The 21,557-nt window shown below is 62.4% G+C and carries 18 protein-coding genes; 2 read left to right on the top strand and 16 right to left on the bottom strand.

Features of this window, described 5'->3' with window-relative positions:
* Positions 1–128: 128 nt before the first annotated feature.
* From B0G74_RS10940 to B0G74_RS10925, 4 genes are all read right to left on the bottom strand, one after another.
* Complete coding sequence (locus B0G74_RS10940) at positions 129–1,925, bottom strand: ATP-dependent helicase (protein ID WP_132374810.1); 1,797 nt, start codon at positions 1,923–1,925, stop codon at positions 129–131.
* A gap of 237 nt (positions 1,926–2,162) precedes the next feature.
* Positions 2,163–3,038 carry a hypothetical protein gene (locus tag B0G74_RS10935; RefSeq protein ID WP_132374809.1) on the bottom strand — a complete coding sequence of 292 codons (876 nt, stop codon included), beginning with the start codon at positions 3,036–3,038 and terminating at the stop codon, positions 2,163–2,165.
* A 107-nt stretch (positions 3,039–3,145) separates the two neighbouring features.
* Entirely contained in the window at positions 3,146–4,753 is a 1,608-nt protein-coding gene (locus B0G74_RS10930; protein ID WP_132374808.1) for a hypothetical protein, read from the bottom strand.
* Entirely contained in the window at positions 4,750–5,163 is a 414-nt protein-coding gene (locus B0G74_RS10925) for an AlpA family phage regulatory protein (RefSeq protein ID WP_132374807.1), read from the bottom strand. Before B0G74_RS10925 ends, B0G74_RS10930 begins: the two co-directional genes overlap by 4 nt.
* 664 nt (positions 5,164–5,827) lie before the next feature.
* On the opposite strand from B0G74_RS10925, the gene B0G74_RS10920 reads away from it, so the two are divergent.
* Both B0G74_RS10920 and B0G74_RS10915 read left to right on the top strand, forming a co-directional pair.
* Positions 5,828–6,454 carry a DUF47 domain-containing protein gene (locus B0G74_RS10920; protein ID WP_012432805.1) on the top strand — a complete coding sequence of 209 codons (627 nt, stop codon included), beginning with the start codon at positions 5,828–5,830 and terminating at the stop codon, positions 6,452–6,454.
* Complete coding sequence (locus B0G74_RS10915; protein ID WP_132374806.1) at positions 6,454–7,464, top strand: inorganic phosphate transporter; 1,011 nt, start codon at positions 6,454–6,456, stop codon at positions 7,462–7,464. The genes B0G74_RS10920 and B0G74_RS10915 overlap by 1 nt, the downstream gene beginning before the upstream one ends.
* Positions 7,465–7,519: 55 nt before the next feature.
* Here B0G74_RS10915 and B0G74_RS10910 read toward each other — a convergent pair whose 3' ends face one another.
* The 12 genes from B0G74_RS10910 to B0G74_RS10850 all read right to left on the bottom strand — a co-directional run bounded on the left by B0G74_RS10910 (position 7,520) and on the right by B0G74_RS10850 (position 20,941).
* Entirely contained in the window at positions 7,520–8,326 is an 807-nt protein-coding gene (locus tag B0G74_RS10910; protein WP_132376913.1) for an SDR family oxidoreductase, read from the bottom strand.
* A gap of 128 nt (positions 8,327–8,454) precedes the next feature.
* On the bottom strand, positions 8,455–9,654 hold the full coding sequence (locus B0G74_RS10905) for a C40 family peptidase (RefSeq protein ID WP_132374805.1): 1,200 nt from the start codon (positions 9,652–9,654) through the stop codon (positions 8,455–8,457).
* Between the two features lie 205 nt (positions 9,655–9,859).
* The gene (locus B0G74_RS10900) at positions 9,860–11,719 is read right to left on the bottom strand and encodes a PhoH family protein (protein WP_132374804.1); all 1,860 of its coding nucleotides are present in this window, start codon (positions 11,717–11,719) and stop codon (positions 9,860–9,862) included.
* A 353-nt stretch (positions 11,720–12,072) separates the two neighbouring features.
* Entirely contained in the window at positions 12,073–12,534 is a 462-nt protein-coding gene (locus B0G74_RS10890; RefSeq protein WP_132374803.1) for a peroxiredoxin, read from the bottom strand.
* A gap of 141 nt (positions 12,535–12,675) precedes the next feature.
* Positions 12,676–13,569 (bottom strand): polysaccharide deacetylase family protein, encoded by an 894-nt coding sequence (locus tag B0G74_RS10885; RefSeq protein WP_132374802.1) that lies wholly within the window; start codon positions 13,567–13,569, stop codon positions 12,676–12,678.
* Between the two features lie 10 nt (positions 13,570–13,579).
* Complete coding sequence (locus B0G74_RS10880) at positions 13,580–14,626, bottom strand: bifunctional UDP-4-keto-pentose/UDP-xylose synthase (protein ID WP_132374801.1); 1,047 nt, start codon at positions 14,624–14,626, stop codon at positions 13,580–13,582.
* Entirely contained in the window at positions 14,623–15,558 is a 936-nt protein-coding gene (locus B0G74_RS10875; RefSeq protein ID WP_132374800.1) for a formyltransferase, read from the bottom strand. The genes B0G74_RS10880 and B0G74_RS10875 overlap by 4 nt, the downstream gene beginning before the upstream one ends.
* Positions 15,555–16,598: a glycosyltransferase gene (locus B0G74_RS10870; RefSeq protein WP_132374799.1), complete on the bottom strand. Its 1,044-nt coding sequence runs from the start codon at positions 16,596–16,598 to the stop codon at positions 15,555–15,557. Before B0G74_RS10870 ends, B0G74_RS10875 begins: the two co-directional genes overlap by 4 nt.
* Before the next feature lie 6 nt (positions 16,599–16,604).
* A complete protein-coding gene (locus tag B0G74_RS10865) occupies positions 16,605–17,756 on the bottom strand; it encodes a DegT/DnrJ/EryC1/StrS aminotransferase family protein (protein WP_132374798.1) in 1,152 nt (383 codons plus the stop codon).
* A gap of 257 nt (positions 17,757–18,013) precedes the next feature.
* Positions 18,014–18,385 carry an SMR family transporter gene (locus tag B0G74_RS10860; RefSeq protein ID WP_132374797.1) on the bottom strand — a complete coding sequence of 124 codons (372 nt, stop codon included), beginning with the start codon at positions 18,383–18,385 and terminating at the stop codon, positions 18,014–18,016.
* 25 nt (positions 18,386–18,410) lie between these two features.
* Complete coding sequence (locus B0G74_RS10855) at positions 18,411–20,153, bottom strand: glycosyltransferase family 39 protein (RefSeq protein WP_132374796.1); 1,743 nt, start codon at positions 20,151–20,153, stop codon at positions 18,411–18,413.
* A gap of 413 nt (positions 20,154–20,566) precedes the next feature.
* Complete coding sequence (locus B0G74_RS10850) at positions 20,567–20,941, bottom strand: Mth938-like domain-containing protein (RefSeq protein ID WP_132374795.1); 375 nt, start codon at positions 20,939–20,941, stop codon at positions 20,567–20,569.
* Between the last annotated feature and the right edge of the window lie 616 nt (positions 20,942–21,557).

Below are 21,557 nucleotides of genomic sequence, written 5' to 3'. Positions count from 1 at the left end.
GGTGGCACGCGCCGAGTGAAGAAGATTGCTGCCGGCGCGGAACCCCTAGCTTGCGACCGAAGTGGCGCACCGTTTTTACGTGATGACTGGCTGAGGGAGCGGCAACACATGAGCGGTTCCCCAGCCAGTCAGTTGGTATCCTGCACTCGATGAGCTACAGCCACTTTCTGCGAATCAAGTGTCGGCAAGACATTGCCAGTCAGGAATCGCGACGGCTCCGCAAATCTCTGCCCCGACGGTGCGTGATGGACTGGTGCGTGGAACAGATGGACCTGTTGCCGCGCACGCGTTACAGCAACATAGAAAAGCCGTCGCTCTTCGGCGATGTCGCCACGCTTCATCTCGCGGTAGAAGGGAATCGAGCCATCCGTCACCCCGAGCACGATAACGTGATCCCATTCGTCGCCTTTCGAGCCGTGGATCGTCGACGTGACGATCTTTGCCTGCTGTGAGAGCGCAAGCACGTGGGCGCGCAAGTCCCGAACGGTTTCGAACTGCCGACTGGCGGTTTGCCAGCGGCCGAGTTCAGCCGCCAGATTCGCCGGGGTGGCTCCGGCCGCCCGAACGAGGCGCAGGTAGATGCGAACGGCCATCATATAGCGTCCCTCGAACGACGGGATACGAGCCGCTTTTGCCAACCAGCGCAAACATTCTTCGATCAGGGGCCGTTTCACGTTCGCACTCACGATTCGATAAAGATGGCCAGCACGCCAATCCCGCCTCGGCTTTCTCCCAGCCTTCGCCGTTTCGATACACGTCAGCACCAGCTTGAGTACTTCGAGCACCCGGAACAGGTGCGCGTATTGCCGCTCGCTAAACCGGGAATCCGTCTCGATGTCTGCCGCGAGCAGCGCCTGTTCAGCCAGCCGTACCTGAGCTTTCGTGCGGCCGAGTATCGCGATACGATCCGGCTTTACGCCGTCGGCGATTAGCTCGCCAACCAGCTTGACAAGGGCATCTTCCTGCGCAATGGCCGAAGCGCATTCCGCAAGTTTCGGCGTGACACCGTGACGGCTCCCCGATACGCGGTACCTGCCTTGGCTCAGGACTGCATTCGCTAGAGCAGCGTTCTCGTGGGTGAGCCGGAACGAACGGGACAGTCCCAATGTCACGGCGTCACGGATCAAATTGCGCATATCTCCGGCACTTCCACCGATAAAGCCATACACGGCCTGCTTCGGGTCGCCGAACAACATGATATTCGGAACGCGGTCAGCGAGCACAGAGAGAAGCCGTACCTGCTCCGCGCTCATATCCTGAGCTTCATCAACGAGCACGTGCAGATACGGAGGCGAAGCCGTATTGAGTAGTGCGCCCGCCCGGCGCAGCATTGCCGGATAGTCGATGCCACCAGTAAACTCGACCATCTTGTCGTAGGTGAGCCGAATCGCGCGCAACTCGGGCAACACGTCCGGATAGTCCGAAAAGCCCGATTCATCATCGCGAGCGATGCGCGCAGCCAGTTCATTGCTGCCATTGCACCGCTTGATAAAGTCGGCAAGCCGCTGCGCTTCGTACGGCGTTGAGAGGTCAAGGCCGGTCTTTTCCTTGACGCTACGCCGTGCTTTCGGACACCGCTTTATCGTTTGCCGCAGCAGATCGAAGCTGCGCATCGGTGTGAGTAGCACCGGCATCTGCGATCTTGCCCGTGCCGTGCTACGCACGATGCCGAAACCAAAAGCGTGGAACGTCTTTGCCATCACGCCGGAAGGCAGGCGTTCTTTCAACACGGCGACGGCTTGCTCGGAAAAACTCAGCACGAGGATATGCTCAGGGCGCACGCCAAGATCGAGCAAACGACGAACCCGCGCGCAGAGCGTTTCGGTCTTGCCGGTTCCGGGGCTCGCCCAAACAACTGCGCGCGGAGCCGTCGTATTGATGACCGCCAGTTGCTCAGGCGTGTACTTGATTTTCTTCACGATCATTACCTGTTGGTATTCGGTGGGACACGTGACAGCGTGACAAGCATTCGGGCGCTGCAGATTGGCCGTGGAGGTTACGAAAATTCTGGTCGAAAATCACGTCCGAAAGCAGCATGAAAATGCGGAAACCGCTATACGTGTCGATGTAAATTGATTTGAAGTGAGCGTGCAGGAAGGGAAGGTTAGGGAAACATTTGGCAGATATATCATTGCCTCGTGCAGTCCCATCCCGTCACACTGTCACGGCGTCACGCCGCCGATGAACGGCGCGTTGTCGATACTCGTCACGAGGTCAGCGACAGTGGAATGCTCGCGGCAGCAATCCTGTAGGACGATAGTTTCGCCGTGGCGGTAGCGATCAAGCAGTCGGCTCGCGCGTTTCCTCAGTGCCGTGTCTGAGACGTTCGCGTTATCTGGCGCAAGGTGATATCCGAGTTCGACTTTCTTCGGCAAACTGAACAGTCGAAGGTTCTCACCCCAGAATGCTTGATGGGGGAAGTCGATGGCGTCGGTCAGCGTAAGCAGGCCATGCTGCGTCAGCGTTTCGATACCCTGAAACCGGTATTCCAGATGACAGCACGGCAGCGCAAGGCGACGGGCGGCCCACAGTTTGCAGGGGCGGTCCGCGTACATGACGACGTTGGTTCCGGTCTTCGTCCCGTCACGCGACGCACGGCGCGCGTAATATGCGGTGCCCTCCTTGAACTTGACTGGTTGGCGCATGTAGGGCACATGCAAGTGTCCCAGTATGAAGTAGTAAATGACTTGGGCGGCGTCGTAATCGCTCGTCGTCCAGTCAATTGCCGGTTCGGCGTAACGGATGAGGGTGCGGCAGCGTGGCCCGAGCGCGGCCTGGAGCTCAACCAACGCCTGACGGCCGGGCTGAAATATATTAATTTCGGTTTGCCAGGCCGGGTTGAATTGCAGCGAACGGCCGCTTTTTACCACCAGCTTCCGGCAGTGCTGCTGCAGAGCGCCCGACGGGATGTCCGGCGCGGGGTGGTCGGTCCAGAGGGTAAGGCGGTCGAAGCCCGTTTCCGTGCCCACAATAGAATTGTGCGCGCGACGCACTTTGACCGGACCTGTGATTTTCGGTTTCAAGCGGTTTTGTTTCATGGCGTAGTGGGGCGCCGCAGCGGTGGCGCGCGACGAACGCTGTACCGTAGCGTTAGAGATTAGGATCAAATGGAAAGCGGGCGGCCCACGACCGCCCGCGCAGATGACTACAGGGCGCGCAGAGTAGCGGCATCGACGGCGTAGAAACGCGTCCGGTCGCCGTTGATGCGCGCCTGATATTGCGCTCCGTCGCCATTCGTCACGAGCAGTTTGCGCTTGCGAAGGGCGTCGAGCACACGCGCTTTATCGAGATTGCCGACGACCGACACATCGAAGGTGCCGGCGTCGATCAGCATTAGTTCATTTCCGTTGATGGTCTTGAAGCGGACCTCACGGTCATTGAACTTCGCTCGGTGATTCGACGAGCCCGGGTTAGCCAACTTCTTTACAGCATCGAACACATGACGTTCGAACGCCGTCTCGCGCTTGCTACAGTGATCCGCCAACTGCATCACGCACGCGTCCATGACCTCGTGGGCAGTTTCCTTGCTCCTCGGAATGATGTCGAAGTTGTATCCGCACGTGAGCGCATAGCGCAACAACGCAAACGAGTGAACGGCAGCGAGATAGGCGCCATCGTTCTGCAAAGTCTTCGCCATGGCCAGATAGCGTTCTGCGAAATTCGTCAGATTCGTATCTGCCTTGTCAATGACAGTGTCCAGTTTGCGGAGCAGCGCCTCGATGTACGCTTCGGCCGCACCGGCGTGGCAGCACGCTGTTTTATCTGGCGACGCTTGAGCGGGGTTATGTGCGGCATCCAGACTCGACCCGTCGAGATGAATCTCGATGCAGCCGGGCGGCGGCGTCGGCGAAGCGAGGTTGCCAAGCGAGTTCACCTCCGTCGCGAGGATCAGCGTAACCGACGCGTGCGTGCCGCCGATGTTGCTGCCACGGCTGCCGCCGGTTGTGCGAGTTTCGAGCGCTGCCCGCGCGTGAGCGAACGCTTCTTTGCGTGACTTCGCCCTCACGAGCTGAATGAGCGTGTCGTCCGTCTCCATGCGGCGCGCATGCAGGGCGCTGGGCTTGCTGCCGAACGCAGAATTCGCGAGCATGGCGAGACGTTGGACTTCCGGAACCGGCAGGCCGGATAAAACTACCACTATGGGGCGGCAGTTGAGCAGATGTACCAGCGGACTCGCGAAGTGGGCCGCCATCAGAATGAAAGTGCCTGGCGCGCGGTCTTCGGCCAACGCTTCTAGTAGATTCTTGATGTCGCCGTCCTGCTGGGGTTCGGGGGCGGGACCATCAGCGAAAACAGTGACCGGTCCCGACGACGTATACGCCGTATTGCCGCGGCGATAGATCAGGCCCAAGTCGCAACCGCGCGACCAGCCACGTTGCACGTTATACATGCCGGTTGCCGGAGGTGTTGCATTGACGATCGCCGACAGCGTCGAATCATCAGGCACGATGGCGAGCGGGACGCCCGCCTTGGCCAAGGCATCGCGTGTGCGCTTGACCGATGTGAACGCGCGCGTCTCCACCAGGCGGCGTGCGCGGTAGCCCGAACCGTGCGGGAAGTCAACGACGCAGCGCGGCTGCTGGCCGTGCTGGTTGTACGCCATCGCGATCACTTCGATGCAGGGGCGTTGCGGAGCTTCTGACTCACCCGTGTTTTCGCGCGGGTTGGCCCGGTCGTCGCATGGTCCCGGCCGCGATTCTAAAGTCGCCGGTACTTCTGCTTCGATCGTCTCGGTTTTAATCTGCTCGCTCATTGCGCCTCCGTTCCGAGCGAAGCGACAAAGCGTTCGATTTCCGACAGCTTCCAGCCCACGGAGCGCGAGCCAATCCGGACCGAATGCGGCAGCACGCCTTTCTTCTGCAAATCATAGACGACCGTACGACTGATTTGCAGGATGGCCATCAGTTCGGGCAGGCGAAGAATGCGGTCACAAGCCAACTTGGCGTCGATAGTCGCTCGCTCTTCGGACTTGATATGCGCGTGCGACACGTCATGAGCAGTACGGCTGCGCAGGCTGGGCGGTACATCGGAGGATTTAGCAGCTTCTTTGCCGGACGCGCTACGTTCCGACACCGAACCACTTGCGGGCGGGCTGAGGATGGCTGAAGCCGCGCTAAATCGCGGCCAGTTGCGGGTATGTTTTGTTGAATCCATCGCGTTCATCAGGAAAGGGTCACTGTTCCAGACGCAAAGCCATTCCTGTATCAATCAGGCACACGTCACCAAACACGAAGAAACGTGCGTGACATGCGAGCGCGTCTGGCGCTCTTGCTGAAACACCGGAATGCCTTAGGCATTGGTGAGTGATACAGGAACTGCTTTGCCCGTCCCGTTCCTTGACTGCGAGGCTCTCAACATCGGTCGTATCCACGGACGACCGCGCTAGGCAGGAGTGAGATATTAACGTCTGGAAGAGGTTTGGCAATCTTCGCAGCTTTTTTGTTGCGAGCAGACAACGCGTGGGCTAAGCACCGGCACATGCGTTTGGTTTGCGCGCCGATGAGCGATTTCGGAAATTTGGTCGGCACCCCCTTTCCTAACGCGTCAATAACTAGACACTCACCCTATGCCCGCATCGTGTTGCGTTGTTCGCTTAGACGCTGTAGGCGGGTGAGGGTGGTCCTTCCGGGGGCGTTCGTCGCGCGCTTCGTAAGTACCGGGACTTACGGTCGTGGTTTCCTATAGAATCGGGCCAATCACAAATTTGTCACAATCAGATGTCGCGCTTGCTGAAATTCGTACAAACTCCGTACGGGGTGTCGGGTCGATGCGGGTGTTTCTGTAAGTATCTGATTGTATTGAAATTAATATAGATAAGCCATTTCATATGTTCGGTCGATTCATGCCCACCGAGGGCAAGTTCTTTGAAATTTTCAATGCGCACGCAACGTGCATCGTCTCTGCAAGCCGCGAACTCGAGCTGCTGATCGACAACCTGCAGGACGCCGAGACCCATAAGCAAAACGTGCAGAAAGCCGAGAAGGCCGCTGACAAGCTCACGCACGAAACCATCGACCTGCTGCACAAGACGTTCATCACGCCGCTCGACCGTGACGAGATCCACAAGCTGATCACCACGATGGACGACATCCTCGATTTGATGGAGGACGTAGCCACCGCCATTTCGCTGTACGACGTGCAAGCCGTAACCTCCGAGGCGAGCCAGTTGGCGCACATCTGCACGGCAACCTCCGAGCGTGTGCAGTTCGCCGTGAGCCTGTTGTCCGACATGAAGCAGGCGAGCCAGATCCTGAAGGCTTGCGAGGACATCGACCGTCTGGAATCGGAAGCCGACCGCGTGCTGCGCTCGGCCATGTCGAAACTGTTCCGCGAAGAAGACAACGTCAAGACCCTGATCAAGCTGAAAGCGATCTATGAATTGCTCGAAACGATCACGGACAAGTGTGAGGATGTAGCGAACATCATCGAAGGCATCGTGCTGGAAAACGCATAATGCAATCGATACAACTCGCAATCTGGGTCGTCACCGGCCTGGTCGCCGTCGCGCTGATTTTCGACTTCATGAACGGCTTCCACGACGCGGCCAATTCAATCGCCACGGTCGTCTCGACCGGCGTGCTGAAGCCGCAGCAGGCGGTGGCCTTCGCGGCGGCTTTCAACGTCATCGCGTATTTCGTGTTCCACCTGAAAGTGGCGGCGACCGTCGGCAAGGGCACGATCGACCCGAATATCGTCGACCATTACGTGATTTTCGGCGCGCTGGTCGGCGCGATCGGCTGGAACATCATCACCTGGCACTACGGCATTCCGTCCAGTTCCTCGCATGCGCTGATCGGCGGCCTGGTGGGCGCGGCGCTCGCCAAATCGGGCTGGGGCTCGCTGAATTTCGACGGCCTGATGAAGACGGTCGCCTTCATCTTCATTTCGCCGCTGCTCGGCTTCGTGCTCGGCTCGTTCTTCATGCTGGCGGTGTCGTGGATCTACTTCCGTACGCCGCCGAGCAAGGTCGACCGGCGTTTCCGGCGCTTGCAACTGGTGTCGGCGGGCTTGTACAGCCTCGGCCACGGCGGCAACGACGCACAGAAAACCATCGGCATTATCTGGATGCTGCTGATCGCGACCGGCTATGCGTCGTCGTTTGCGGATGCGCCGCCGCTGTGGGTGATCGGCGGCTGTTATCTCTCCATGGGCGTCGGCACGCTGTTCGGCGGCTGGCGCATTGTCCGCACGATGGGCCAGAAGATCACCAAGCTCAAGCCGGTCGGCGGCTTTTGTGCGGAGACGGGTGGCGCGATCACGCTGTTTACCGCGTCATGGCTCGGCATTCCGGTGTCCACCACGCATACCATTACCGGCGCGATCGTCGGTGTCGGCGCGACGCAGAAGCTGAGCGCGGTGCGTTGGGGCGTGGCCGGCAACATCGTGTGGGCGTGGATTCTGACGATCCCGGCTTCCGCGGCGCTCTCCGGCGCTGCATGGTGGCTCGGTCACCGCTTCCTGTAAGCGCGCGGCGGCGCTGGCCGCCGCGTTATCACACTCGGGGTTCGAAGCGCGCCGTCTAGATCAGCGGCGCGCTGCCTCCATCCATCGGGACGATTGCGCCCGTCACATAGCTCGCGCGGCGGCTCGCCAGAAACAGCGCGACGTCAGCGATTTCCTCCGGTTTGGCATAGCGTCCGAGCGGCACTTTGGCCTGCCCGCGCGCGAGCGCTTCCGCGCTCTCGATGCCTTGCTGCGTCGCTTCGAGCTTGACCGCTTCCTCGACACGCTCGGTCAGCGTCGCGCCGGGGTTGATCGCGTTGATGCGGATGCCGTAGCGCGCGTAATAGTGGGCGAGGCCGACGGTGGCGAGCATCAGCGCGGCGTTCGCGGCGCCGCCTGCAATATGGATGTCGCTCGCGATCTTGCCGCCCATGCCGATGATGTTGACGATCGTGCCGGGCTCGCCGCCGTTGCCGGATTTGGCGCGCTCGGCCATGCGGCGCAGCACTTCCTGCTGGGGATAGATGTAGGGGAAGTATTTCGCTTCCATGGTGGCGCGGAACGCGTCGGCATCGAGCGTTTCCGGGTCGTAGCGGCGCGCGGCGCCGGCGCTGTTGATCAGTATGTCGATCGGGCCGACCGCGGTGCTGACTTCCTCGACGATATCGGCGGCGCTGTGCGGTTCGTGCAGATCGGCGCGGGTCCGGTGCACGTGCAGGCCTTCCTGCTTCAACTGCTCGTAAGCGCGCGCGAGGTTCGCGGGATCGCGCGAGACGATCGCGACTTTCGCGCCTTCGAGCGCAAACGCGCGGGCGCAGGCGAACCCGATTCCCTTGCTGCCGCCCGTGATCAACACCACCTTGTCTTTAAGCCCGAGATCCATCGTCATCACCCGCTGTCGAAAGAATATCGATGACGATAGCAGATCGGCGGGGTCGTTGTGGCGTGCGGGGCGATGGCGACGCGCATGATGGCGCGCAAGTTGGCGCGGCTGAGCCCCGCGTGATGGCGTCAGTAGTTGCCGTTGGCGAAGCGGGCGATCGGATCGTCGTTGGTTTGCGTGGGGGCCGGCATGCCGCGCGAGGCCGTCGACGCGCGCATGATCTGCACGCTGCCATTCTCATCGGCTTGCTGCGCCTGTCGAGCCTGGCGCGCGGCGACGGACGCGGGCGGTGGCGGCTCGAACGCGTCGGCGGCAGCATCGATTGGATCGGGCGCGCGGGCGGCCGCCGTTTGCGCAGCGGTGCGTGAAGCCGTCGGCAGTTGTTGAGCGGGCGCGCCGGCGTCGTACGCGCTGCCTTGAGCCGCCTGAACCGGCGTTGGCGATACGGCGCCCGCCGCGCGTGCCTGGATCTGCGCTGCGCTCATTCCGGGCGGTGGTGGTTCGAACGGATCGGCTTGGGGCGTGGCCGCGGTCGTTGTCGGTTGCGCCTCAGTGGCCAACGGCGCGCGCGGCGTCGCCGCGACGCGGGCTGTCTGCTGCGACTGCGATTGGGGTTGCAGCGCGCCTGCGGCATAAACCGGCTGCTGTGTGGCTGTCTTCGCCGACGTCGGCGCCACGGCCGCCGCCGTACCCGCATAAGCCGGCGCCGTCTGCGCCACAGGCGCGACGCGCTCAGGCTGGGGCGCCGCCGCCTGATAACTCGGCGTATCGAACGGCGCCGGTGTCGCAGCCGGTCCGGCCACGCGGCGAATCCCGTCGAAACGCTTGGCCCAATACGGATTGGTCAGATAGTCGAGCCGCACCGTGCCACCGGTCGACGGCGCGTTGACGAAGCGCAGCTTGCCCACATAAATGCCGACGTGCGAATGCGCGCGCCCCGTCGTGTTGAAGAAAATCAGATCGCCCGGGGCGATCCCGTCCGGTTCGATCGATTCGCCGCGCCCGCTCATGTCCGCCGTCGTGCGAGGCAGATTCACCGACGCCGCGCGCAAGACGACATAGCGAACCAATCCGCTGCAATCGAAGCCGCTGTCCGGCGTATTGCCGCCCCAGCGGTATGGAATGCCGACGAGGCTCATCGCCTGAATCGAGATTTCCTCGCGGCCGATGCTGTGGTCGACGAAATTCGGGAAGCCGGGCGGCGGAGCATGATAAGCGCCGTTCGCCACCACGACCGAGCCGCCCGAGCGCGACGACGTTTTCTGCGGCGCGCCGGCGCAGGCGGCGAGCAGAAAAACGGTCAACAGCGAAAAGGCGAGTCGGCGCATGAAGACGAGGAGAGCGGTAAACGCCCGTTTAACGGCGAACGATGTCGGGATGGTAGCCCTTGGAACCTCGCTCCGGCAAGAATTCTTGACAAATTACATGAAGTTCGTGCGCTAAGTGTTGCCCGGCGAGAACGCGCAGTCAAGAAAAAAGCCGCGCCCGGAATACTCCGGAGGCGGCTTCTGGTTAAAGCTAACTAACTGAAACTTAAAGAATTTCCGATGCGTAGTCGGCAAGGCGCGAGCGCTCGCCGCGCGCCAGTGTCACATGCCCGCTGTGCGCCCAACCCTTGAAGCGATCGACCACGTACGTCAAACCCGAACTGCCTTCCGTCAGATAAGGCGTATCGATCTGCGCGATGTTGCCCAGACAGATGATTTTCGTGCCCGGACCCGCGCGCGTGACCAGCGTCTTCATCTGCTTAGGCGTCAGATTCTGCGCCTCGTCGATGATCAGATACTTGTCCACGAACGTGCGGCCACGCATGAAGTTCATGCTCTTGACCTTCAGGCGCGAGCGGATCAGCTCCTGAGTCGCGGCGCGGCCCCATTCGCCGGCTGCGTCGTCGGTCTTTTGCAGGACTTCGAGGTTGTCGTCGAATGCGCCCATCCACGGCTGCATTTTTTCCTCTTCCGTACCTGGCAGGAAACCGATGTCTTCACCCACCGGCACCGTCGCGCGCGTCACGATGATCTCGTTGTAGCGCTTGTCGTCCAGCACCTGCGCGAGACCGGCGGCGAGCGCGACCAGCGTCTTGCCGGTACCGGCCTGACCCAGCAGCGTGACGAAGTCGATCTCCGGATTCATCAACAGGTTCAGCGCGAAATTCTGCTCGCGATTGCGCGCCGTGATGCCCCACACGTTGTTCTTGTGGTGGCCGTAGTCGCGCAAGGTTTGCAGCAGCGCCGTCTTGCCGTTCAGCTCGCGCACCAGCGCGTGAAACGCCGGCTCGCCGTTCTGCGGCTCGAGATAGACGAACTCGTTGACCAGCATCGAGGCGCACAGCGGACCCGTCACACGGTAGTACGTGGTACCCGTCTTGGTGTCCTGCCAGCTCTCCATGCCCTTTGCGTGCTTGGTCCAGAAATCCTGCGGCAGCGCGCGGATGCCGGAATACAGCAGATCGCTGTCTTCGAGCACCTGGTCGTTGAAGTAGTCTTCAGCGGGCAGGCCGAGCGCATGCGCCTTGATGCGCATATTGATGTCTTTCGACACCAGCACGACCTGACGATCCATCCGGTCGCGCTGCAATGCGCGCACCACGCCGAGGATCTGATTGTCGGCCTTGCCTTCCGGCAGACCTTCCACCGGTTCGATGGCGGTCAGCTTGGTCTGGAAGTACAGACGCCCGGACGCCTCGCGGCTGCCCAGACGCGCGAGCGAAATGCCGTCGGACATGTTGCCGGCGTTCGCCACCAGCGCGTCCAATGTGCGACTCACCTGACGGGCGTTGCGCGCGACTTCCGACATGCCCTTCTTGTGGTTGTCGAGTTCTTCCAACGTCATCATCGGCAGATAGACGTCGTGTTCCTCGAAACGGAACAGGCAGCTCGGATCGTGCATCAGCACGTTCGTGTCGAGCACGAAAAGCTTCTGGACTTCGGCCGGCTGGGTGCCGGTGCCGCGTTTCTTGCTGGTGCCGCGCGTGCTCGGTGCGACGGCTGCGGGTGTGCTGGCTTCCGCCTGCTTCGCGCTCGGCGTGCGGGCGACGACCGGCTGCGCAGCCGGCTCGGCTTGCGGACGGGTAGCGGGAACCGGTTGCAGCAGGGCGGCGGTCTGCTTCGATTTGCGGCCGGGCGCCGTTGCGCTGCGCGCCGGAGCAGCTTGCCCGGCGGACGCAGCGGGAGCCGCCGACGATGCCGGCACCGGCCGCAAGGTGGTCGCGGCATTGGCGGCGTGCGCCATCGGCGTGGCGACGTTCGCGCGGCCGTAGTCGGCCGACTCTGCGGATTCCCCGTCGGCAGCCTGTTTCTTCGCGGCGGAGCGCGCCGGGCTGGCGGCTTTGGCCTTGTATTCGTCAGGCGGCAGGAGATTGCCGAGCTTGCTGGGGGGGGTAGGCAAAGGCATGGTTTCCCTCGAATTAATCGGGTCACATATCGTGCGCCGCCTGTCGCATTCTGCCGGTGCCACTGAGTGCGCACGCAGATTGCGCCCGGAGGCGCGCATTCGGTCTAGAGATGCCGGTTCGCCTGGTCTTCGATCGGCTCCTTAACGGAAGCGCGTGGCCGAGTGAACGAACGGCTGCGCGCAATTAAAAAAGCCGCCGCCCCGGCGTACGGGGCAAGCGGCTCGCCTACAGTGCTCGCGTTGCACCTCACGACTCCGACGGAACCCAGGAAACGGGAAGCGGCCGTCAAGTCTGGCGCAGCGGCAAAAAATTGGGGTGTACAGGCACTCATTGCAACCCAATATAACGCGCCTCAAAGCGCTTGTACAGCCTCCAGAATATCGTCGACGTGGCCGGGCACTTTCACACCGCGCCACTCCTGGCGCAGCACGCCTTCGCCGTCGATGAGGAACGTGGAGCGTTCAATTCCCCGTACTTCTTTGCCATACATTTTCTTCATTTTGATGACGCTAAAGAGCGCGCACAGCGATTCTTCAGGATCCGAGATCAGCGGGAAGGGCAATTCGAGCTTTGCCTTGAAGTTGTCATGCGAGCGCAGGCTGTCGCGCGACACGCCGAGGATTTCCGCGCCGGCCTTCTTGAACTTCGGATACAGATCACGGAACTGCAGACCTTCGGTCGTGCAGCCCGGCGTGTTGTCCTTCGGATAAAAGTACAGCACCACCTTCTTGCCCCGCAGCTTGGACAGCGTGATCTCGCCACCGGTAGCAGGGGCGGTGAAGTCGGGGATGGGTTGGTCGACTGCAATGGGCACGAGGTTCTCCGGTTGTGATGGCCTGCGCCGGATGAGTGCGGCGGCGTCGGCCTGGCATCGAGACTTGGGGGTGGGGCAGCCGGCGCGCGGCATGCTCTCGCGCGGCGGACGGATCGTCAGGGCCGGCTGCACGTTGATCAGTCAGGGCTGGACAATCAACTCGCCGGAGCGCCCTGGAATTTCGCCCCATGTAACAGGGTACGATGGCAGCGTGCTGCGGTCTAGCGTGGCGTAGTAATCGCCCATCGTCGCGAAGGTGTGGCCTTGCGCGCGCCAGCCTTCCAGAAGCTGCTCGAAGATCGGCGCGAGCTTTTGCCCTTCGAGTTCCGCATGCAGCGTGTACACCTGATCGTGTGGATTGTTTTCGGTGTGCTTCAACATCCATGCGGCGACGTTGTGCGCTTCGACACCGTCCACGCCGAGTACTTCGTCGAGCGTGGGCAGCGTGGTGGGCATCTGCACATGCGTGAGCGTGCGGCCGTCGACCACCGGCAGATACGGCGAGTGGCCGCGTCCGTCGGACGCGTAGCGCATGCCCCACGCGTCGATCTGTTCGAACGCATGGCCGTTCATCTGCCAGCCGGCCGCGCCGTGCGTGGTCGGCGGCGCGCCGAACACCTCGACGAAACGGTCGTGGCTTTGCTGCATCTGCGCCGTGGTCCATGCGCGATCTTTCGAGCGCACGTTGTCCTGCCAGTAGACGTGATCCCACGTATGAATGCCGCATTCAAAGCCGGCTTCGTGGATCGCGCGCATTTCCGCCGAGGCTTTGGCACCGATGTCCGGACCGGGCAGCAGCACGCCGTACATCAGCTGCTTGACACCGTAGTGTTCGACCACCGAGGTACGCGAAACCTTTTTCAGAAAGCCCGGGCGCAACACGCGGCGCATTGCCCAACCGGTGTGGTCGGGCCCGAGGCTGAAGAGGAAGGTGGCGCGCGCCTTGAAGCGGTCGAAGATACGTGCGAGGTTCGGCACGCCCTCGCGGGTGCCGCGCAGCGTGTCGACGTCGATCTTCAGGACGATACGAGCCAAGGATCAGCCCTTATTGCTGTTCGACGAGCGCGCGCGCTTCGCCGACGTGGCCGCGATACGCTTCGAAAATCTTGCGCAGCGCTTCGTCGAAGGTCGACTTCGGCGCCCAGCCGAGTTCCTGCATCGTGTTGTCGATCTTCGGCACGCGGTTCTGCACGTCCTGATAGCCCGCGCCGTAGTAAGCGCCCGACGACGTTTCGATCAGTTGCACCTGCTTGGCCGTATCCGCGTACTCCGGGAATTCGGCGGCGAGCGTCAGCATCTTGTGCGCGAGTTCGCGCACCGAGAAATTGTTGGTCGGGTTGCCGATGTTGTAGATCTTGCCCGTGGCGATGCCGTCCTTGTTCTCGATGATCTTCATCAGTGCGCCGATGCCGTCGTCGATATCCGTGAACGCACGCTTTTGCGCGCCGCCGTCGACGAGGCTGATGTTCTCGCCGCGCACGATATGGCCGAGGAACTGCGTGACCACGCGCGAGCTGCCTTCCTTCGGCGTGTAGATCGAGTCGAGGCCCGGTCCGATCCAGTTGAACGGACGGAACAGCGTGAAGTTCAGGCCTTCCATGCCGTAACCCCAGATCACGCGGTCCATCAACTGCTTGGAGCACGCGTAGATCCAGCGCGGCTTGTTGATCGGGCCGTACGAGAGTTGCGATTCTTCCGGATCGAACTGCTCGTCCGTGCACATGCCGTAGACCTCGGACGTGGACGGAAACACGAGGTGCTTGCCGTATTTGACGGCCGAACGCACGATCGGCAGGTTCGCCTCGAAGTCGAGTTCGAACACGCGCAGCGGCTGCTTCACGTACGTGGCGGGCGTGGCGATCGCGACCAGCGGCAGGATCACATCGCACTTCTTGACGTGATATTCGACCCACTCCTTGTTGATCGTGATGTCGCCTTCAAAGAAGTGCATCCGCTCATGATTGATCAGATCGCCCAGACGCTCGGTCTGCATGTCCATGCCGAAGACTTCCCAATCGGTCGTTTCGAGAATGCGTTTGGACAGGTGATGGCCGATGAAGCCATTCACACCCAGAATCAGGACTTTTTTCATGAGTAACGGGGAGTTTGGATGAGCTGGGCAAATTCGGCCGGAGTGACGACAGTCTCGCTGCCGTCGTGCTGGTGCCGCAATTCGTGGATGGCGATCGCGCGGCCGTCGCCGCATATCGCGAAAACGGCATTATCGCTTACGTGCAGGCCCGGGGGCAAATCCGAGCGAAGCGCGCCGGGCGCGGCGAGGCGCGCGCGCGTCACGACGAAACGCCGCTCGCCGATATCCGTGAAAGCGCCGGGATAGGGCGGTGCGACCGCGCGGATCAGGTTGTAGACCTGCTGCGCCGATTGTGTCCAGTCGATGCGGCCGTCTTCCGGCTTGCGCCCACCGTAGTAGCTGCCGTGCGCGATGTCGTTCGGCAGATGCGGCGCCTCGCCCGCCAGCAGGGACGGCAGCACGCGCCACAGCGTTTGCTCCGCGGCCACGGTGACCTTGTCGAACACTTGTGCGGCGGTATCGTCGGGCAGGATCGGCACCGGTGTTTGCGCGAGAATCGCGCCCGCGTCCGGCTTGGCGGCCATTTCGTGCAGCGTCGCGCCGGTTTCCGTTTCGCCGTGAATCACCGCCCAGTTGGTCGGCACGCGGCCGCGGTATTTCGGCAGCAGCGAGCCGTGCATGTTGTAAGCGCCCCGTGCGGCGAGCGCCAGCACGTCGACCGGCAGCATGTGGCGGTAGTAGAACGAGAAGATGAAGTCCGGGCGCGCGGCGCTTACCGCGGCGCGCAGTTCGGGGCTCTTCGGGTCGTTCGGCGTCACGACCGGAATGCCGTGCTCGGCCGCGACCGAGGCGACGCTGCCGAACCAGATGTTTTCGGTCGGGCTGTCTTCGTGCGTGACGACGAGCGCCACGTCCACGCCGCGCGCGAGCAGCACCTGCAGGCAGCGCACGCCGACGTTGTGATACGCGAATACGACAGCGCGTGGCTTCATGGATTCGGGCCCTGATCGAGGAGCGGCGCGGCCTGCACGGCCTGCACGACGGTCTGGCGCGGCGCTTCGGTCACGGTCGTGCCGTCGCGCTGTTCGAGAATGGTCTGCACGAGGTAGCGCGGACGCGCACGCACCTGCTGATAGATCCGGCCGATATATTCGCCGAGCAGGCCGAGCGCGAAGATGATTACGCCGAGCAGGAAGAACGTGATAGCGAACAGCGTGAACACACCTTGCACTTCCGCGCCGATGATGAAGCGCCGAATCAGCAGCAGCACGAACAGCGCCGCGGACCCGAGCGACAGGATCACGCCGATGAACGACAGCCATTGCAGCGGCACGACCGAGAAGCCGGTAACGAGGTCGAAGTTCAGGCGGATCAGCGAATACAGCGAGTACTTCGATTCGCCGGCGAAACGCTCTTCGTGCGCGACTTCGATTTCCACCGGATTCTGCGCGAAGGTGTACGCGAGCGCCGGAATGAACGTGTTGATTTCACCGCAGCGATTGATCGTGTCGATGATGTGCCGGCTGTACGCGCGCAGCATGCAGCCCTGGTCGGTCATCTTGATGCGGGTGATGCGCTCGCGCAGCCGGTTCATCGCGCGCGAAGCCTTGCGGCGCCACAGGCTGTCCTGGCGTTGCAGGCGAATCGTGCCGACGTAGTCGTAGCCTTCGCGCATCTTGTTGACCAGCTTGCCGATTTCTTCCGGCGGATTCTGCAGGTCGGCGTCGAGTGTGATGACGATCTCGCCGCGCGATTGCTCGAAGCCCGCCAGAATCGCCATGTGCTGGCCGTAGTTGCCGTTCAGCAGAATCACGCGCGTCGTGTCGGGGCGCGCGCGAAACTGTTCGGCGAGCAGGGCGGCGGATTTGTCGCGGCTGCCGTCGTTGATGAAGATCACTTCATAACCGGTGCCGAGCGCATCGAGCGCCGGATACAGGCGCGCGAACAGCGCAGCCAGACCGGCTTCCTCGTTGTACACCGGGATGATGACCGACACTTCCGGTGCGGCAGCGCGATGTTCCGAATAAATCATTTCCGCTTATTTTCCGTATTGTTCGCAAATTTCATTGACCGCGCGGCACACGCGCTCCACGTCGCCTTCGTTCATCAACGTGAAGAGCGGCAGCGTGACGTTGGTCGCGCCGAACCGCTCCGCATGCGGGAACATGCCTTCCTTGAAGCCGCGCGCGCGGTACAGCGAGAACAAGTGGATCGCCGGGTAGTGCACGCCCGAGCCGATGCCGCGCTCCTTCAACTGACCCATGAAGCCGGCGCGGTCGATCGACAGTTTCTCGAGCGGCAGCGTGATCTGGAACATGTGCCAGTTGCTGTTTTCAAGGTCAGCAAATGGCAGGCCGACTCCCAGTTTCAACGCCGCGCCACCTTCCAGGCCCGCGAAATACGCGCGGACCAGTTTCCTGCGCTGCGCGAGGAAACGCTTCAGATGCGGCAACTGGCCGAGGCCGACGCGCGCGGCGACATCCGTCAGGTTGTATTTGCCGCCGAGCACGTCGCAGTCCATGCCGTCGAAGCCGGTGCGCGTGATGCCCTGCAGGCGGTATTTTTGCGCGAGGATCGCTTCTTCCTCGTTGTTCAGCACCAGCGCGCCGCCTTCGATCGAGGTGAGGTTCTTGTTCGCATGGAAGCTGAACGAGACCATGTCGCCCAGCTTGCCGATGCGCTCGCCTTTCCACGTCGAGCCGAACGCCTGCGCGGCGTCTTCGATCACGCGCAGCTTGTGGGCGCGGGCGATCTCGTACAGACGGTCCATGTCGACCGGCAGGCCCGACAGATACACCGGAAGCAGCGCCTTGGTGCGCGGCGTGATGGCCTTTTCGAGCAGGTCGAGGTCGATATTGCGGGTGGCCGGGTCGATATCGACGAACACCGGCGTCGCGCCCACTTCATAGATCACGTTGCTGGTCGAAACCCACGAGGCCGGTGTCGTGATGACTTCGTCGCCTTCGCCCACGCCGGCGATGCGCAGGCCGATCTCCAGCGTCGCCGTGCCCGAATTGAACGTGCGCACCGGACGGCCGCCGCAGAACTCGGAGAGCGCCGCTTCGAATTTCTGGTTCTGCGGGCCGGTGGTGATCCAGCCGGAGCGCAGCACGTCGGCGACGCCCTGAATCGTTTCCTCATCGATCTCGGGTTTGACAAAAGGCAAGAACGGGACTGTTGACTGGCTCATGAATGCTTCGCTCGATTGAAAGGGCGCAACCCGAAGGGCGCGAAGTAAACCACACACTGAGCGCAAATTGTGCGCAAATCCAGGCCGCGGCAAAAAAGGGCGCAACCGCACAGCATACCGTGGTCAACCTTACGGATTCCTTAGCCGGTTGGGTTGCCCGCTTACGGTTTCTTTTGCCGTCTGCATCTTCCCAGTCGGCGCTGGCGATAAACAGTAATAAATTGTGTCCGGCACACCGTTGCCCCGGATCGCGGCATCTAGCTGCGCGCCAGCACCAGCACGCCGATCAGGATGATGCCGATACCGATCAGCTTCTGTACCGACAGCACTTCGCCAAACAGATACCACGCCGCGAACGCATTGACGACGTAGCCGAGCGACAGCATCGGATAGGCGATCGACACGTCCACCCGCGACAGCCCGATGATCCACACCGCCACGCTGATCACATAACAGGCCAGCCCGCCGATGATCGGCGGCTGGGTTGCCAGGCGAAAGGCGATGGGCAGGATGTTCGCACGGGTGAATTCGAAGTGTCCAACGGCATTCGTACCGGCTTTGAGCAGCAACTGCGCACCAGCGTTCAACGTGACGCCTGCAAGAATGCAAAAGAGGGAAATCGGGTTCATCGAACGGTTAGATCCTGATATGGGGTCATTGTTGTGGTTTTTCTACTGACGCGGGTGCCGATGCGTCGGTTGCCGGCGCGCCGGGCGTGGCCAGCGGCTTTTCCACCACCACGCGGCGCGAGTCACGGGCGATAACCTGCATCGGCAGGCCTTCCTTGAGGAGCCGGTCGTAGGTCGGCGGCGGGAGCAGTGCGAGCGCGTAGCGGTCGGCCTTCCAGCGCTCGATCCAGGCATCGATGGTGGGAATCCATTTCTGCGGCTCGACGGACACGCCGAACGCCAGTTCGTCCGGATGCTCGACCATGATCATGGCGTGGTCGACATAGAACGGCATCGTGTGGTCGAGCACGCCTACCGAGTAGAACGGCGTATCCGCCGGCAACTTCGCGATCTCCGCCTTGATGGCGGGCGCAAGCGGCGCGCCGGAACTCAGGCGGCCGAACACGTCGTGACCCGTGCCGGCGATGGTGCCGAGCAGCAGCCACGCCGCGCCGAAGGTGGCGACGGCACCGAGGCTGCCGGCCCGGCTGCGGCGGTTCAGCCACAGCGCGGCCAGCGTCAGCACGAAGGCGACCGCGAGCGCCGCCAGCACCCACGTGCGGTACTCCGCATAGAGTTCGGCCGGATTGCGGGCGCTGCCGAAGCGCGACATGAACAACGCGGCAAACGCGGCGACTACGAGAAAAAGTGCATAGCCGGCGAGATGGCGGCGCAGTTGTTCGCGCGTGACGAGCGGCAGGTACATGCCGATCAGCAGCGCGATCGGCGGCGCGATCGGCAGCGTGTAAGACAGCAGCTTCGAATGCGACGCGCTGAAGAACAGGAAGATGAAGACGGTCCACGTCAGCATCAGCGTGACCGGTGCGAAGCCGTTCGGCTGGCGCGGCAGGCGCCACGCGTGGCGCACGCTTTGCAGCGTCACCGAGAGCCACGGCAGGAAGCCGACGATCATCACCGGCACGAAGTAGTAGAACGGTCCCGGACGGTTCTGCTCGGGCGTCAGATAGCGCTTGAACTGCTGAACGATGAAGAAGAAGTTCAGGAATTCCGGGTTGCGCTGCTGCACCAGCACGAACCACGGCGTGACGATCGCGAAGAACACGATCAGGCCACCGATCAGATGCAGGCGCTTCCACACGGCCCAATCGCGCGCGATCACCGTGTACAGCACGAGCACCGCACCCGGCAGGATCACGCCGACGAGTCCCTTGGAGAGCACCGCCAGCGCCATCGAGCCCCAGCACACCCACATCCAGCCGCGCACGCAGGCGGTCGGCAGGTTGGGCCGCTGCGCGAGCAGCAGCGCGCAAAGCGTCAGCTCCATCCAGAACGACAGGCCCATGTCGAGCGTGTTGAAGTGGCCCATCAGGTTCCAGTACGGCGAAGTCGCCAGCACGATCGCCGCGAACACGCCGGTCGCCGCGTTGAACACGCGCGCGCCGGTGAAGCCGACCAGCAGCACGCCGGCAAAGCCCGTCAGCGCCGTGTAGAGCCGCGCCTGCCATTCGCCGATGCCGAACCACGCGAACGTGAGCGCGTTCGCCCAGGTTTGCAGCGGCGGCTTTTCGAAATACTTGTAGCCGTTGTAGCGCGGCGTGATCCAGTCGCCGGTGGTGAACATCTCGCGCGCCATTTCGGCGTAGCGGCCTTCGTCGCTCGGCAGCAGGTGGCGCCAGCCGAGCGGCACGAACCAGATCACGGCAAGGGCCAGCACCAGCAGCAGGATCGTGGTGCGGTTGAGCGGTAGCCTGGACGGCGTATCGTTCATGGATTTCAACCTTTGTGGCGACGCCGCGCGGGCGGCGAAGCGGTGTTGTTCGGAAATGGCGACCGTTCAGGCGGGCGGTCGCCCGCGAGGCGGCGGGCGCCTGGCGGGACGGCCATCCTCGGGGCGCGCGTGCATGAGACCGTCCGCGTGGCGTTCTGGTTGCGTTGCGACGCGCCGCTAGCCTCGACGGCGGCGCTTGCTTCACCTTCCGTCGACAGAGGTCGCTGGCGGCGCGCGCGGTCATGCTCAGACTGGCGGTCCGGCAATCAATGGCGCGCAGTGTACGTTATCGGCCGTGACGCGGCCAGGGCGTGCGCTTCAACGCGGTGGCGCGAACGCCCCGGACAAGTTGCAAAGCAGCCCGCGCGCGCGTTGCAACCGACACGCTCCAGGCCGGCAGCGCGACCACGGCTCTAGGCTTCGATCAGCAGCGCGGCCGCGACCTTGCGGCCCTCGGCCATCAGAATGTTGTACGTGCGGCAGGCGGCCTTGAAGTCCATCGTTTCGACGCCGATGCGCTTCGCAGTGAGCGCGGCGATCAGGCGCGGATGCGGAAAGCGCAGCCGTTCGCCGCTGCCGAACACCACCACTTCGGGCGCGGAGTCGACCAGCATGGCGAAGTGCTCGGCACTGAGCTGCTCGAAAGAGGAGACGGGCCAAGGGACGACCGGTGCGTCCGGCAGCACGAGAATGCTGCCCGAATGGCGCACCAGATTGATTTCGACGTAGTCGGCGCCGTAGCCGGTGACGGTGTTGAGGGCGCCGCTCGAATCCTGATGTAATTTCAAATTGGTTTTCCGAAGTCGTCGTGAGACATCATGCGTGTGGGCGGCCTGACCGGCTTGAGCCGAAGCAGGGCGATTCGACGCGAGTGGGACACGCGCATGGGGCACAAACGGGGCACAACCCGGTCACAAGCGGGTCACAAGCGGCCGAAAAGGCTTGCCGTTGCGGTTGGTGCATTGCGGAAGTCGGCCAAAATCCGCTAAATTATAACTTTTTGTGCGACGCGAGTCGCATCGACTGGACGGCGAAAGCCGTCCCATTGGTGGCACCTTGTGGCCACCCCTTGTGTAGCAAGCGAAACTGAGCGCTGTACGGTTTGGAATCGCTGCCTTACACGCGTGCGAGTCTTCGGACCCGTGTGCGTAATTGCATTGGCCTGATTACCGTCAGGTCCCGCCCAGTTAGCGGCTTCAACTCCGCTAACAAAGCGGATTGGAGTATGTGATTTTCAGGTGTGTCGAGCGCAAGCTCGGTGTGTCATTGTTCCAGCCCGCGGCTTAGTGCGGGAGAGGGAACCTGCTGTACGACCAGCAGTAGCCTAGGAGGACGTGCGTCACTGGTAGCGGTGGGGTATGAAGCTTCTCTGACAACGTAGCCCCCGGAAGTTTCGGGCGGGTG

The sequence above is a fragment of the Paraburkholderia sp. BL9I2N2 genome (genome assembly GCF_004339745.1).
In the GTDB taxonomy this organism is placed as follows: Bacteria; Pseudomonadota; Gammaproteobacteria; order Burkholderiales; family Burkholderiaceae; genus Paraburkholderia.
Note: the sequence above shows the minus strand (reverse complement) of the source record. Positions and strands in the feature narration are given on the sequence as shown.